Source organism: Acidithiobacillus ferrooxidans ATCC 23270, from assembly GCF_000021485.1.
Taxonomy (GTDB): Bacteria; Pseudomonadota; Gammaproteobacteria; order Acidithiobacillales; family Acidithiobacillaceae; genus Acidithiobacillus; species Acidithiobacillus ferrooxidans.
On the sequence record NC_011761.1, the window covers coordinates 940,834 to 955,399 of the forward strand.

Here is a 14,566-nt window from a genome sequence, read left to right on the forward strand (position 1 = left end):
AGGTGCGCGGTTGAAAAGGGGTCGCGCGCAATATTGATGTCGTAGTGGTATGCCGCCAGGTGCGCGGCTGGGAAGATATGACGCAGATCCGCGCGGGATCAGTATGCCGCCAGATGCGCGGCTGAGAAGAACGGCGACCTGACCTTCACCGGCTACTCCGTGTATACCGCCATGTGTGCGGCTGAGAACAAAGCCAGCGCTGGTGAAGAAGGCCGCGCCAAGTATGTCGCCATGTGTGCGGCTGAGAACTTGGAGCAGGCGATGGCCTGCAAAATACTTGCAGTATGCCGCCAGGGGCGCGGCTGGGAAGAGGGGGCCAAATCCACATCCACGTCGTCCTTACGCGACGTATGCCGCTACATGCGCGGTTGGAAATAGTAAATCCCCTCATTTATTCCCCCTAGTATGCCGCCATGTGCGCGGCTGGAAAGGGTTTGGCGCATTCCGCGCTGAGTAGAGACGACGTATGCCGCCATATGCGCAGCTTGTAATGTGCCGCGCTTGATCGCAGTTGCCGTGTATTGTGTGCCGCCATGTGCGCGGCTGGGAAGATTTCTTCGAACACGAACGGGTCTAACTGACGATGTGCCGCCATCACGCGGTTGGGAAGGAGAGCCAGATCGGTTGGTTCAATCGCCATGAGTATGCCGCCATGTGTGCGGCTGGAAAGGCCCCTCCAGCGGGGCGGCTTTTTTGTGGGATGTATGCCGCCAGGTGTGCGGCTTAAAAAGTAGTGATTTAATCGACGAAGGCGCAAGGACACGTATGCCGCCAGGTGCGCGGCTGAGAATGGCGGCGGCAATAAGACGCTCAAGCGCGGCTGAGAAGACGAAAACGGGGGGCCCAAAGCGCAACCGCAGGGAAAGTATGCCGCCAGGTGTGCCGCTATGGGCGCGGCTTGGAAGATTTCGCCGGTTGAGGGAATAGAGGGTGAGGCGTATGCCGCCATGTGTGCGGGTGGAAACGCGTCTTCTGATCCGCCGAAATTATCGTATGCCGCCATAGGTGCGGTTGGGAAGAAGCATCAGAGAGACCTAGATGGATTTCGGTATGCCGCCAGATGCGTGGTTGAGAAGTTGCTGATCCTGACTTTTCTGGACCAGTGATCGTATGCCGCCAGGTGCGCGGCTTAAAAAGGCTCAAAGTGCTCGTCAAAGACCGGGAGAGGTGTGCCGCCGTGGGTGCGTGCGGTTGGGAAGTGGCATGAGGCTCGCCTGCCGAGCCCCAAGTTTGCCGCCATGTGTGTGGCTGGAAAGACATGGAATCTGGTCATGGTAGGCAGGTCGAAATATGCCGCCAGATGTGCGGCTGGAAAGGCGCTGGAAAATCGATCGCGGTGATTGGAACGGTATGCCGCCAGGGGTGCGGATGAGAAGAACAACGATCCGGTCTACGGCTCTTATAACCGGTGTGCCGCCATGTGCGCGGCTGGGAAGTACGGGGCAAAGTCACGCGCCTTGCGGCTCGTGTATGCCGCCAGGTGCGCGGCTGGAAAGGAACGTATCCCGCCGACGAGCACAACAAATCGGTATGCCGCTAGGCACGCGGCTGGGAAGTTCCGGGCCTCGTGCCCGATTTCTTTTGTGTATGCCGCCATGCGCGCGGCTTGGAAGTGCACAGGCAAAACGAGACGGAAGCGATTGTCGTATGCCGCCATGTGTGCGGCTTAGAATGCGCCCCGCGACCGGGATTTTCACCCGTTCGTATATGTCGCCATGTGAGCGGCTGAGAAGAGCCAGCGCATTTACACGGCCTAAGCTATTAACGTGTGCCGCCAGAAGCGTGGCTTGGAAGAGATCGGTGGCGCTAACACCGATGACACTATGCCGCCAGATGCGCGGCTGATTTTGTTGCAAATTGGGTGGATATAGGTTGACCGACACAAGCTAGTATATTATAATCATTACCGGAATGGAGGTGCGCTATGTTGAAAAAGATTGCCGCAAGCTGGTTCCCGATTCGTTTGCACTGGAAGCCGCAGGAAAAGATCCGGGATCTGGCGGTGGCCGCAGGAGTCGGGTTCGCCGGAGTGGTTCTGGTTTTCGTGGTGTTGATGATCTTCATGGAGATCGCAAAGCTGATGTAACACACAGAAAGTAAAAGAAAAGGCGGTGCCGCATGATCAAGATTTTCCGTTTTTCCAGCTTTTTGGCCGTGGTGGTCATCATCACCAAGACCGGCCTGTTCGTTGCCAATGAGTTCGATGGCAAGGCAGATCGTGTCGCGGTCCACAAGATCACTCGGCTGATCGACGAGGCTCTGCGGCGTCGTGGTGAGATCGAGGAGGCCGCAGATGGCATCGTGGCCATGGCGGAGGCCATCAGCGTTTCCGTTGTCCGTGCGATCGTTTGGGTGGCCCGTGGTTCTGGCACCGTGGCCCGGAACGCCAGGAAGGTCTGGCGCGGTCTGCTGGATCGTGCCAGCACCATTTGCGCTTCCGGTGTGGCCCGTAGCTTTCCAAATTATCACAAAGCTACGGAAGCCATGTCGCTGCACGGGTTGATTTAAGCTATGTCCGCCAGCGTGGACAAGGTGTTATCCCTGCTTCCCAAGTACCGGAAATTCGGCCCTGGGAAGTGGATGGCGATTTGTCCTGCACACGATGATCGTCATCCTTCACTTTCCATACGGGAGGCGGAGGATGGCAAAGTGCTGATGCACTGTTGGGCGGGGTGTTCCGTGGAACAAATCGTTAACGCATTAAACCTTTCCATGGTGGATCTGTTTGAAGATTCCGCCAGAGATTTTCGTGGGGAGACCAGTGGAGTTGGCTCGCTGCGCAAATCCTTTGACTACCGGGACGCCTTGACCGGCGTGTCCCAGGAAGCGACGGCCGTTATGTTGATCGCGTCGGAAATCATTCATTCTGGATCTATCAAACCCCATCATTATGACCGGTTGCGCAAGGCGGAATCGCTCATTTCTGATGCCTTAGCCGTCGCAGGGGGGCGCTAATGCCCGAAATGCAGACGCTCATCGGCCAGGTCACCCGCCTTATCTTCTCAGGCAAGGCGGATTCCTTTCGCATTTTTGAGGTGCAGATCAAGGGCGCGAACAAGCGCGAGATTGTCACCGGCGAGTGGCAACGGGCCCGTGTGGGCGCGAACATCGAAGCGGCGGGAACCTGGGAGAAGCGCAAAGGAAAGGATGAAATTCAGTTCAAAGCCCGTTCTATTCTGGAAATCGTACCGACAAGCGCCGACAGCATTTTGTCTTGGCTTGAGGGCGGGGCGGTAAAGGGCATTGGCAAGGTGTCCGCGAAAAAGCTGGTGGCCTGCTTCGGCGCTGGATTGCTGGAGATTCTGGACCAGCATCCAGAACGGATCGTGGAGGCCGGTATCGGCAAGAAACAGCGCGAAAAGATTATCGAGGGCTGGAAAATCGCGTCCGCCACCAGAATCATCATGCAGTTTCTTCGGGAAGTCGGGATTGGCCCGGAACGCTCCAACGCGGTATGGCGCCAGTTCAAGGATCACCCCGCCATCGCTGGCCAGCCGGCGGTGCTGGTGGCCCGGCTGCGCAACAACCCCTATCGCCTGATCCGCGTGCGCGGCATCGGGTTCTCGTTGGCCGACCAGGCGGCCGGCAAACTGGGCATTCGCGCCGACGCGGATTATCGGGTGGACGCGGGGATCGAGCACACTCTGCAAACTCGCACCGAAGACGGTCACGTTTGGACTCCCGAGCCGACGTTGCTGGGCCTTTGCAAAGAATTGCTGGGCGTCAGCCAGGAAAAGATCGTGGCGCGCATCCAGGTGATGCAGGAAGCACAGCAGATCGCGACTGAACTGGGCGCGCCTAATCGCTTCGCCAGCGTACGTCTTTCCAGAATGGAAATTTCCCTGGCGGCCAAGATTCGCTCCCTGTCTGGTCCGGCGCCCAAGAAAACGATGCGCTTCCCCGCCGGATTCGTTCCGGATCCCACGCAAATCGAGGCGCTGAACCAGATCAGCGATCGCAAGCTGGCGATTCTGGCCGGCGGGCCAGGCATGGGAAAGACCACCCTACTCAAGACCTGCGCACAGTCGGCAGTGGCGAGCGGCATGAGGGTTGCTCTTTGCGCCCCAACCGGCCGTGCGGCCAAACGCATGAACGAGGCGACGGGCATGGAGGCCAAGACCATTCATCGGCTGTTGGAGATGAAGAGGGGTGGGCTGGCGGAGCGTAATCGGGACAACCCTATCGAAGCGGACTGGATCATCGTGGACGAGGTCTCCATGCTGGATATGGAGTTGGCCTGGAAGCTGTTTGACGCCATTCCGGCCCGTGCCCGCGTGCTGCTGGTCGGCGATCCGGACCAGTTGCCTTCCGTGGGCCCCGGGCAAGTTCTGGCCGATCTCATTGCCTGCGGCAAGGTTACGGTGGCCAGGTTGAGCAAGATCTTCCGGCAGCAAGCCGGGTCCGGTATTCCGGTGATGGCCACCCAGGTCATTCAGGGCGTCGTGCCGAACCTGGATCCCGATTCGTCGGATTGTCCGTTCGTGGATGCAGAATGCATCGGGGAAGAAAGCGAGGAGGCGACAGCGGTGGTGGTGCGGCGCATCGTCCAAGAGTCGGAAAAACTGGGCAGCCGCATGCAGGCGCTGGCGCCCATGCGGAACGGTCCGCTGGGCACGCTGAAGCTCAACCAGGCCTTGCGTGAGGCGTTCAACCCGGATGCCGGGCAGCCGCACCGGGGCCGGTTCCGGCTGGGGGACTGGGTAATTCAGACGCGCAACAACTACGACCTGGATGTCTATAACGGCGATCTGGGTACCGTGGTGGCCATAGAGGAGGGCGACGAACAGGCCGTGGTGGTGGATTTCGAGGATCGCGTCGTCCGCTATGAGGATAATGAGGACTTGCGGGATCTTGATCACGCGTATTGCCTGACCATCCACAAGTCCCAGGGTGGCCAGTTTCCCGGGGTCGCCATGGTGGCCACTACCGCGCACTTTGTCATGCTCAAGCGCAATCTGCTGTACACGGGCATGACGCGGGCCGAGAAGCATCTGCTGCTGATCTCGACGAAAAGGGCCCTGCAGATCGCGTGTAAGAAATCCGGCATTGAGAAGCGGGACACGCTGTTGGCCCAGAGGATCGGCGGATGAGTCGCCTTCCACATCCGGATCGTTGGTGGCACGGAGGCTGGAAATATCCAGCCAGAATACAGGGCAAATGGCGTTGATCGGCGCGGCCAAGGGAGGAATTAGAGGTGGGAACGTTTGAGTCTGCAAGAGACAGCGCAACAGTTGGCGGACAGTTTCGTGCGCATCCCGTTTTGTATGTGCGGATGTTTATTACGATCTTTGTAGTGTGCCAGGGCGTGTTTTTTGGGCTGAATGGATTTTCCTATGTGTGGCTAGAGACCTGGTTGGCGTTTGCGATAGGTATCGCTATCACAGCATCGTATATTTCTGTAGCTGCGGACATGGCCAGCCGCGCGGAACGCTATCAACGGGATCAGGGCCGGAATCAAAACCTGAAACATGTGGAGCAGGTTAATGGTTTTGGCGAGTTTGACGCGGTTGAGATAGAGACAACGAAAGCCGAAGTGATGACGGACTCCGAGTTTGTCTTCGGCAGAATCAAAGATGTAGCACGGTTTATTGTGTGGGCACTGGTACGGTTGGCGCTTTTCATGGCGTTTGTTCTGGGCTTGATAATTGCCCATGACGTTGGCTGGAACCTCATTAAATTCCATCAACAGTTTGCAACTGCTTCATGGAATAACCTGCCGATGGCCAAGGAAATTTACAAAGACCAGGGTTTTTTCCTGATGGCGTTCGGATTCTTCCTTATGGTTGATGTCGCGGGCGTGCGTGGTTTCGGAAAAGAGCAGCACGAGATTTTTATGCGATTCGTGGGCAAGCGGCTTGCTCGGAAACGACAGACAAAGGCGCGGGCGGACTGAAGAAGCAGGAGATGGGAGATGCGCAGCAGAATACTAGCGCTGGGTGCGCTGGCCTTGGCGCTGTCCGGCTGCGGCAGTTCGCATATAGATCATCATTCCAACGCTCAGATCGGCCTTGGCCAGGTTAAGCGGGCCAGCGCTTGCGTCAAGACACGGATCATCCGATTCGTGGACCTGCATCATTCCATGATGGATTATCGGCAACTAAGAATGGCGGAGAAGGCATGTGGAGAGGTTGGGGACAAGCAGGGCATTGTCTGATCGAAATCCTGCTTCCACATATTGGCTTTGCGCAAAGGGGGATTACTCCCTCCGTCGCTTGATTGCGCGGATAGCCCAATACACAAACCAAAATAGAAAAGACCCAAAAGTAAAAACGGAAATGAGAACGCTCGACCAAAACAACCAACCGTGCTGCTTTAGTTCGGAATTATATTTGATGCCGCGCACATAATCGGCGCTTGCACGCTGTCGGCGTATTTTCTCGAACAGATTAGATTGTTTGCGCAGCAAACTCATGGTCAATTTTTGCGTCATCAGCGGGGGCCACTCTTTAACGGCCAGGCGCATGCAACGTTGCGAATCGCGCAACCGCATCCTGTTCGCCCTCCAGTCCGAACTCTGTGGCGTTAGATTGATTTTGGCCGTTATTTCCTCCGCTTTGCTGAGATGCCGCAAGGCCGAAGCCTGGCTGATGTCACCATTATTCCAGAAGGGGGAACAGGGTTCGAATGGCGAAGGCGCTCTGAAAATGAAGCCAAGGAGAACGAATGCTACCAATATTCCAATAATATTGCCCATCAGAATTTACCAATCCACGAGTAAGTTGACATCCTAGATAGAATAGTATATTAATACACATGGCGCAACATGCTGATGGGTGGCGACAAAAAGGGGCTTCTAAGATGCTAAAACAACAGTTTGTGCTGGATGTGGCGGATGAGATCGTCGTGGACCTGTTTGCCGGCGGCGGGGGCATGTCCACGGCCATGACGGGCGGAAGTTCAGCAAGAGCAATCAGGTACGGTTTTGCGGGAATTCGGTGTCGCCACCGCCTGCTGAGGCGCTGATATGGGCGAATTATGTGGACGCCGGACAGGCGCAACAGGCGAGGGTGGCATGAACAAAGACGCTATTTCAAGTATGCAAAGACTGCTGTGCGATCGGCCCGTATCTGTCGCCTGGAGCGGCGGAAAGGACTCAAGCGTGGTCCTGAACCTTACCATGCAGGCTGCGAAGGCGGTTCTCGAAAGCGGTCAAACCATAGCCGCACCCATCCTCGTGACCCATGGGGATACAGGTATCGAGAACCCGGAAATACGCGCCTATGCAAGCACTGAAATCGGCCGTTTGCGCCGGTACGCCGAACGGCATCGTATTCCTCTGGCAGTTCATGTCGCCACGCCAAATCTCACAGAGTCCTGGCCGCTTCGGGTGATCGGTGGCCGTGCTCTGCCGTCTTTTCCAGGCATGAATCATGACTGCACCACGGATCTCAAAATTCATCCGATGCAGCGTTTGCGCAAGCGATTACAGAATCCGAAAACGGCCGCTTCTCTGGTTACCATCATCGGAACCCGTTTCGAGGAAAGCCCGCAAAGGGCAGCCCGCATGCTCGAGCGCGAAGAAACGGCGGATAAACCATGGCTCGGGGACGACAATCAATGGTATCTGTCACCGATCGCCTATTGGACCATGGAAGAGGTTTGGGAATACCTGGGGCAGTGCCGCGACGGGAATCCGGATGTACTGACGTTTTCTCGATTTGAAGAGGTCTTTCGGATCTACGCGGACGCGGCTGGATCTTCCTGCGCAGTGGTCGGAGACATGGCGACCAAGGGACAAGCCAAACCCTGTGGTGCCCGCACTGGTTGTGCGGTCTGCACGCCGATTGGCCGGGACAAAAGTCTCGAAGCCATGATCGAGGCTGACCCGCGCTACCACTATTTGCTGGGCCTGAATCAGTTGCAGCGTTTCTTGCTCAACACCCGTTGGGATTTCACTCGTCGCAACTGGATGGGCCGCAGCGTGGATGCGGAAGGATATATCACGATTGCGCCAGATGTGTATTCGCCGGACATGCTGCGGGATCTCTTGCGCTATGTACTGACCATTGACGCTGTAGAGGCAGAAACCGCTCGCGCCGAGGGGCATGCACCCCGGTTTCAGTGGATCGATCCGAAAATACTGTTGGCGATCGACGCGCAATGGAGTCTGTACGGGTATCACCCGGCTTTTGAAGCGTTGCGAATATTCCATGACGTCCACGATCTGGGCCGCCGCTATCCGGTTCCGGATGTGGATGCCTGGCCGCAACAGCCCATGCCCCGCAAACAGCGGTTGTATGTGGGCACACCCTGGGAAGATCAGCAGGACTTGCAGGGCTATCGGGATATCCAGCAAGAGATCGCCGTTGGTTCCGATAGTCCTTGCATGGGGACGCGGCGACTCGCGAACGGCCATGTCGTTATGGATGTGGAAAGTAGCGTGGCATTCGATTTTGATGATGAGGGGGTTGCAGACTTCTTCGGGCTGGAGTACGACGCCATTCTGGAAGATTTGCAAGATGGTCGGGATTTTGGATGCTGCGGTTCCTACCTGTATTACTCCCGTATGGGGATGTTGTCTGTTGCGCCACAAGCCATTGCCACCATAGACAAGATCATGCGCCGCACCCAATGGTTGTATGCCAAAGGGTGGAATGGACAGCGTCAGGTGGAATTTTTGCCGCATCGATCCATCCGACCAGAAAAAGATGGGATGACCGGACCATTGCCGCTTCACGAGTCGTTCCTGGAACATCATTTGGATACTGGACAGAAACAGCAGGAGCTGGTGGCATGAGAAAGCGTGATATTTCCATCATGGGCGGCGTTATTGTGTTTGTCATAGCCGTACTTTTGGGTATGGCGCTGTTAGTGGGCAACATGCATCGCTGGTATCAGGTGCGTGTGCCGTTTGCGGTGGCCGTACAGCACAACAGAGCATATCTTGAAGCTGCGAACGGCATTATAGATGAATCTCGCAGGTGGCATGCTTACACGAAAAAAACACCGCAAAAATCGTGGAGCATTTTTCGCTTTAAGCGCATTCCCCACACGCAGGTGACACAACAGGGTGGATACCCCGTGTGGACGGCGCACATTCCGTTGGGCGGCGAAACCTGCAAGCAGGTGGAATATGACGAAGCTCCGATCTCGCCCCGAGTTTCATACTGGAAAACGCCCATCCTGCAAAGGTGTCAGGATCTCACCAAAAACGGCGCTTGCATGGGGTACAGTTACGATTCGCATAGAAACGGTGATCGCATGACGCCTGGTACGCTCCAGGATTGGCACATTTCAGTGCATTGCGGCCGACAATTTATCATGATCCGCAAATATGGGGCGGTCTTTTTTGGTCCCGCCCTGGAAAGCAGCCTGCATCAGGCGGGGATGCTGGTTTTCAGTTTGACACACGCCATGGATTACAGCGTGATCCAACAGCAGCACTTGCATTTTTCGCGGTTTAATCGGCTACTGCATCGTCCGCTATATCCGGTTTCCTTGCCGGATGTCGGCCATCACTTCCATTTTTTTTATGGCGCTAACGATACGTTGTATTTAGGCGTCCATGTTCAGAGCCATGCATTGATAAAGCGTGCTGTGGAGTATTTTGGGTATGAGACTACGGAGGAAATGGGTGCAAACCGGCGTGGTGGTCATTGGTTGCTATTTCGCGAGCAGGATTGACAGAATGGAAAACAGACATCTGGTCAAAGATTACTGCTCCTTCTGTCACAAGTCGGTGTATGCCGACGAAGGCTACCACGGAGCCACCTTGGATCATTACGATTGCCATACGGCCGACAAGCCGGTTGTTGATCACCAGGCGGAAATGCAGGCGGCCATGGACGCCGGTGATAGAGCCATAGGCAGCCTGCTGGACGGCCTACAGCTAAAACGGCGCAGGGCCAGGGCTGGTGAAGGCGCACTGGCGCAGCATGTCAAAAAACTGGTTATTGAGGCCATCCAGGAGAAATTCGGATGCGGTGTGCGATCCGCCCATCTTTGGTTGCAGGAAGGCGATTATCGTGGCCCCAAATGGGACTGCGATAGCTGGGGTGTCAACGCCGTGCTGGATGATGGGCACAATCTGATGGTGAGTTGCAGTAGTCTCGCCACAATGGGCGAATATCGAAGGTGCAACCAGGTCAAGCTCGATCACGATGAGGGTGATGCGCTAACGAGTTTTCACATTAACCCATATGCTTTTTTGGGCATTATCAAAGGCTAACGCTGGGTAACGGAGGAAAATATTATGGAGAACCAAAACTGTGAACAAGATAGTCCTTTATTTGCAATCATGATGGTCTTTTCCGGATTGACAATTTTAGGGATAATTCTGTTACCAAATTATGGGCTTAACATTTTTACTTATGGGCTTCTTACAGTTTGTTTTGGGATACCGCTCATTGGATTTTTCTTAGGTTTGGCGAAAATGAGGTAAGGGTAGATGGTGCATCCAATGGAATTGCTTCTTGCGATAATTATATTCTCCCCTCTTACATTGCTATACGTGGTTTTAGTTTTTGGAGCGCTAGGAGCACAGCTTTATGGTGATGCGCTTCTTATGGGTGGCATATTTATCTGTAATGAAACGGTATTTGCGGCCGCAATCGTTTATTTGCACGTCCTTTCTATGCCCGGTTATGCGCTTGTTTCCGGAGGAGTCGTTGGGGCGCTGCTCTTTTTTGCAGGACTCGCGAAAACAGGAATGGCTCCAAAAGCGCGATAACGACTCAATTCAGACGGATTCCGTGGAGAGTGGACGTCAATAAACACACGCAAATCCATCACGCATTAATGCGATCCGCCCTGCTGCACCTGCAATCAGGCCGGTACCAGGACGCGGTGGATGCTTTTCTTCGGGTGGCCCAGTCCGCATCCAGCCCGACCGCTATGCGCGCCGACGCGCTTTCCAATATGGCCGTCTGTTATTTGCGCGTTCGAGATTGGAAAAACGCCGCAGGATGCGCGCAGGCCGCAGTGAAGCTCGATGCTACCCATGTCGATGCCTGGTTCAACCTGGGTGGCGCACAGAAGGCGCTGGACAATAGCTTGGACGCCATGCACGCCTTCCGGCGCGTTTGCGCGCTGCGCCCCGAGCGATTGGACGCCTGGAGGTACCGGGCGATCGTAGCGCAAAGCATCGCCCTTTGGGACGAGGCGATCGAGTGCTGGTCGACGGTGCTTCAGAAAAACGGCGATCCCTCTGCGTTCGCGGGCCGGATCGAGTGCCTGGTCCAGAGCGGAAGGGCGCCGGCGGCGGAACAGGAAACCGCCGCTTATCTGGCCCGGAACCCGGAGGACGTGTTGGCGCGATATCTCCATGCGCTGGTGCTATCCAACCTGCAGCGATTCGATGAAGCCTGGCTGTTGGCGCAACGGTTGCACGGGAATCCCGCGCTGGATCTCCTGTCCGCCTGGGTGGCGATCCATGCTGGAAAAGAAGTGGCGAAATCCATGTTGGAAAAGCTCCCGGAAAGCGCCAGAAAGCACATTCTGCGGCTGAAGACCGCGCGGGCGGAGGATCTTCCCGGGCTTGTCGCTCAGGCCAGGTCTTGGCTGGCGAGACCCCAGGCCGATCCGGCGGACGATTTGGCAGGTTTGCACTTTCAGTTGGGCAGAATCGCGGACGACTCCCAGAAGTACGAGGCAGCCTGGGAGCACTACACGGCGGCGCATCGCTGGCTCGCCCGCGTGCAGCCCTATCACGAAGATGGACGGCAGGCGCTGGACGCCTGGTTACGACAACGCCCCTGGGAAGCTGTATCGCCGGTGGATCATGGCGCTCCATCATGGATCTTCATCGTCGGCATGCCCCGGTCGGGAACCTCGCTGCTCGAACAGATCCTGGACCAGCACCCCGTGATCACGGGGACGGGAGAGCGCCACGAAATGCAGGCCATGGCCCAGGCGCTCTTCGCCGACGGGAACCTGGACGCCGCGCGCGAGGCCTGCGTAACCTTTGCGCGGAAAGGCCGGGAGCTGGCGCCGGATAGTCGCTGGATCATCGACAAGATGCCGCACAATTTCCTTTACGCCGGGATGTTGCTGCACTTATTTCCTGGCGCGCGAGTGCTCTGGTGCCGGCGCGATCCGCTGGATACCACGGTATCCATTTGGCGCCAGCATTTCCGGGGGGTGCATCCGTACGCCCACGACTGGGAGGCTCTGCAAGCCACGTACCGCTGGCACGAGACGCTGATGGAAGCATGGCGTGAGCGGTATCCGGAGCGAGTGTTGGAAGTTCGGTACGAATCCATCGTGGAAAATCTGGAAGGAACGATTACCGGCGTATTGGGTGGACTGGGCGAAACCTGGGACTCGGCTTGCGCGAGGTTCTTTGAAAATCCCCGGAAGATTATCACTGCCAGCCGGGAGCAGGTGACCCAGCCACTGTATCGGGACGCTGTGGGATCTGGAAAAAGGTACGGCATTCCTGTAGGTTAAATATACTATAGGGATTGCGGAGAAAAAATTTCATGAGTGTGTTGGAAGGAGTGTTGACATCCTCCTCGCCCTAAAGGATGAGGATTCCTTCCTGCCAGCAGCGGCCCTACTTCAGCCACTTCGATTGACCCATTCCCTTTGGTTTGGGCCAACTTTACGGCTTACGCCGCGAAACAGGCTACCCCGGCGTGCCCCGCCGTTGACTGCAACCCCTCGCAGGGTGCTAACCCTCTTGCGAGGATGTTCTGTGCCGCATTCACATCGGCGTGCGCTTCGTGCCCGCAATGCAGACAACGGAACACTGCCGCTTTACGGTTCCCGGCGTCCACAGCACCGCACGACGCGCACGCTTGTGAGGTGTAGGCAGGGTCCACCAAGAGCAGTATGCCGCCGGCCCACTGGAGCTTGTAGCCCAGCATCTGTTTGAGCATGCCCCAGCCCTGATCGAGAATGGATTTGTTCAGCCCTGATTTCTGCCGGACATTGCGCCCGGGTTGCTCGACGGTCCCCTTTGCGGACGCCGTCATGTTCTGCACTTTCAGATCTTCCAGTACCACCACCGCGTGGTTTTTGCTGATGATGGTACTGATCTGATGCAGAATGGTCTTGCGAGTCGCAGCTATTCGCTGATGCAGTCGCGCGATTTTGGCCTTCTGTTTTTTCCAGTTGGCCGAGAACTTCACTTTGTGCGCGAGCTTTCTTTGCTCCCGCGCCAGCCTCTTTTGCAGATCCCGATAAGCCGTAACCGGCAGGAACATAGTACCATCGGACAAGGTCAGGACATTGTCCGCTACGTTCCGGTCACCGCCAACGGCGGTAGTAGCCTGGCGAACCGGATCGGCGACTGTTTTCTCGGTCTGAATGGCGACGTACCAGTGCCCACCCGCACGGCTGACGGTGACATTGCGGATTTCACCACCGATGATGCAGGACTTGCGGAATTTCACCCATCCAATTTTCGGCAGGAAGATTTTAGGAAGTACATGCCGACCGTCTTGGTCCGCTAGCTTCAGATCGAAGCGGATATGGTCGGGCTCCGGGTAGCGCATACTGTCATGGACGAACTTCTTTTTGAATTTCGGGAATTTCTTGACGGATGTATTATCGAATGCGTCTTTGAGTGCCCGTGTCAGGTTTTTCAGCGTCTGCTGCTGCGGCATCGACGGGGATTCCGCGAGGAATCCGAAAGCTTCCGTGTTCCGCCAGGTTGTGAGCAAATCGCACAGCCCGGCATAATTCAGGGTACCGCACTGGTGATCGAGATAGCTCTTCTGGACGGAGAGTGCCCGGTTCCAGACGAAGCGCACGCAACCTACTGCGCGAGCCAGAAGGTTTTCCTGTTCCGGTGTAGTTTCGAGTCGGTAGCGCACGGCTTTTTGGATCAGCATGGTGTATAATTATACAGTAGTCATGGTAGGCTGGCAACCGATCTGTCGATGGAAAGCCGGTTTCGACGGCATGGAGCCGTCTCACTGCCGCGCTATGCATCCCCGCCGTGAACAGACGGGGCTTTTCGCGCTTTTTGGTAAGAGCTGTGCCTGTTGGTCTCTCTACGGGGCCGCGCGAAGATTATGTGGCGCCGAAGAGTTATCGGCGAGATACAGATGTCGGCGCGGTCGCGAAAATGGTGATGGCGCAGGCGGGCAAAAGCTCATCATTGGATCGTGCTTCGGCGTTGGCGATGAAGCCGGCAGTAGCGGCAAAGGCGGTTACGGACACCGCACTGGTTCTGGAGGCAGTGCGTCAGGGCGCAAAAAGCACCACGGAGATAGCGGCGCGGATCGGCTTCCAAAAACACCGTGTCGTTAAAATCGTCTCGAATTTGGTGCGGCAAACGGTGCTTCGTGATCTTCCCAGAAAACCTGGAGAGGACCGCCTGGTGGAGCTGGCGGATGTCGGAGAGCACGAAGGGAAAACGGAAGATCTTGCGCAGTGCGATGTAACGGATGGCCCGCGTTTGGCGGCGGAACAAACACAGATCGGGAAAGGGGAAGACGTGGACATCGACACCATCACCAAGCTGGTCACGCAAATCAAAGCGGATCTGGACGCCGTAGTCGAAACCGCCAGGCGGCTGGAAGAGCGGGCCGAAGCTGGCGAGAAAGCGTCGGAAGAACTAGCGGCGTTGCGGGAAACGCTCAAAAGACTGGTGCCATAGCCGTCGATCTGGAGCGCCGGC

General features: G+C 56.5%; 14 protein-coding genes. 12 read left to right on the plus strand and 2 right to left on the minus strand.

Annotated features, from left to right (window positions below; genetic code table 11):
- Positions 1 to 1,924 precede the first annotated feature (1,924 nt).
- The 6 genes from AFE_RS16320 (at position 1,925) to AFE_RS04915 (ending at position 6,154) form a co-directional block, all read left to right on the plus strand.
- A complete protein-coding gene (locus tag AFE_RS16320; protein WP_158303817.1) occupies positions 1,925 to 2,086 on the plus strand; it encodes a hypothetical protein in 162 nt (53 codons plus the stop codon).
- A 32-nt stretch (positions 2,087 to 2,118) separates the two neighbouring features.
- Positions 2,119 to 2,508, plus strand: a complete 390-nt coding sequence (locus AFE_RS04895) for a hypothetical protein (RefSeq protein WP_012606755.1) — start codon at positions 2,119 to 2,121, stop codon at positions 2,506 to 2,508.
- Positions 2,509 to 2,679: 171 nt separating this feature from the next.
- A complete protein-coding gene (locus tag AFE_RS15985; RefSeq protein ID WP_148208601.1) occupies positions 2,680 to 2,955 on the plus strand; it encodes a hypothetical protein in 276 nt (91 codons plus the stop codon).
- Positions 2,955 to 5,090: an SF1B family DNA helicase RecD2 gene (gene recD2 / locus AFE_RS04905; RefSeq protein ID WP_012606757.1), complete on the plus strand. Its 2,136-nt coding sequence runs from the start codon at positions 2,955 to 2,957 to the stop codon at positions 5,088 to 5,090. The genes AFE_RS15985 and recD2 overlap by 1 nt, the downstream gene beginning before the upstream one ends.
- 104 nt (positions 5,091 to 5,194) lie before the next feature.
- Positions 5,195 to 5,893 (plus strand): hypothetical protein, encoded by a 699-nt coding sequence (locus AFE_RS04910; RefSeq protein WP_012606758.1) that lies wholly within the window; start codon positions 5,195 to 5,197, stop codon positions 5,891 to 5,893.
- 18 nt (positions 5,894 to 5,911) lie between these two features.
- A complete protein-coding gene (locus AFE_RS04915; RefSeq protein ID WP_012606759.1) occupies positions 5,912 to 6,154 on the plus strand; it encodes a hypothetical protein in 243 nt (80 codons plus the stop codon).
- A 42-nt stretch (positions 6,155 to 6,196) separates the two neighbouring features.
- On the opposite strand, the gene AFE_RS04920 is transcribed toward AFE_RS04915, so the two are convergent.
- The gene (locus tag AFE_RS04920; protein ID WP_041645405.1) at positions 6,197 to 6,694 is read right to left on the minus strand and encodes a hypothetical protein; all 498 of its coding nucleotides are present in this window, start codon (positions 6,692 to 6,694) and stop codon (positions 6,197 to 6,199) included.
- A 342-nt stretch (positions 6,695 to 7,036) separates the two neighbouring features.
- Here AFE_RS04920 and AFE_RS04925 point away from each other — a divergent pair, with 342 nt between their 5' ends.
- The 5 genes from AFE_RS04925 to AFE_RS15255 all read left to right on the plus strand — a co-directional run bounded on the left by AFE_RS04925 (position 7,037) and on the right by AFE_RS15255 (position 12,387).
- Positions 7,037 to 8,737, plus strand: coding sequence for a phosphoadenosine phosphosulfate reductase domain-containing protein (locus tag AFE_RS04925; RefSeq protein ID WP_269077298.1), 1,701 nt, complete (start codon positions 7,037 to 7,039; stop codon positions 8,735 to 8,737).
- Complete coding sequence (locus AFE_RS04930) at positions 8,734 to 9,624, plus strand: hypothetical protein (protein WP_012606764.1); 891 nt, start codon at positions 8,734 to 8,736, stop codon at positions 9,622 to 9,624. The genes AFE_RS04925 and AFE_RS04930 overlap by 4 nt, the downstream gene beginning before the upstream one ends.
- Positions 9,575 to 10,168: a hypothetical protein gene (locus tag AFE_RS04935; protein ID WP_148208602.1), complete on the plus strand. Its 594-nt coding sequence runs from the start codon at positions 9,575 to 9,577 to the stop codon at positions 10,166 to 10,168. Before AFE_RS04930 ends, AFE_RS04935 begins: the two co-directional genes overlap by 50 nt.
- Positions 10,169 to 10,399: 231 nt before the next feature.
- On the plus strand, positions 10,400 to 10,669 hold the full coding sequence (locus AFE_RS04945) for a hypothetical protein (RefSeq protein ID WP_041645412.1): 270 nt from the start codon (positions 10,400 to 10,402) through the stop codon (positions 10,667 to 10,669).
- Positions 10,670 to 10,698: 29 nt separating this feature from the next.
- Positions 10,699 to 12,387: a sulfotransferase family protein gene (locus tag AFE_RS15255; RefSeq protein ID WP_049759414.1), complete on the plus strand. Its 1,689-nt coding sequence runs from the start codon at positions 10,699 to 10,701 to the stop codon at positions 12,385 to 12,387.
- A gap of 161 nt (positions 12,388 to 12,548) precedes the next feature.
- Here AFE_RS15255 and AFE_RS04955 read toward each other — a convergent pair whose 3' ends face one another.
- On the minus strand, positions 12,549 to 13,775 hold the full coding sequence (locus tag AFE_RS04955; protein ID WP_012606768.1) for an RNA-guided endonuclease InsQ/TnpB family protein: 1,227 nt from the start codon (positions 13,773 to 13,775) through the stop codon (positions 12,549 to 12,551).
- A 146-nt stretch (positions 13,776 to 13,921) separates the two neighbouring features.
- Here AFE_RS04955 and AFE_RS04960 point away from each other — a divergent pair, with 146 nt between their 5' ends.
- The gene (locus AFE_RS04960; RefSeq protein ID WP_148208603.1) at positions 13,922 to 14,545 is read left to right on the plus strand and encodes a hypothetical protein; all 624 of its coding nucleotides are present in this window, start codon (positions 13,922 to 13,924) and stop codon (positions 14,543 to 14,545) included.
- Positions 14,546 to 14,566 lie beyond the last annotated feature (21 nt).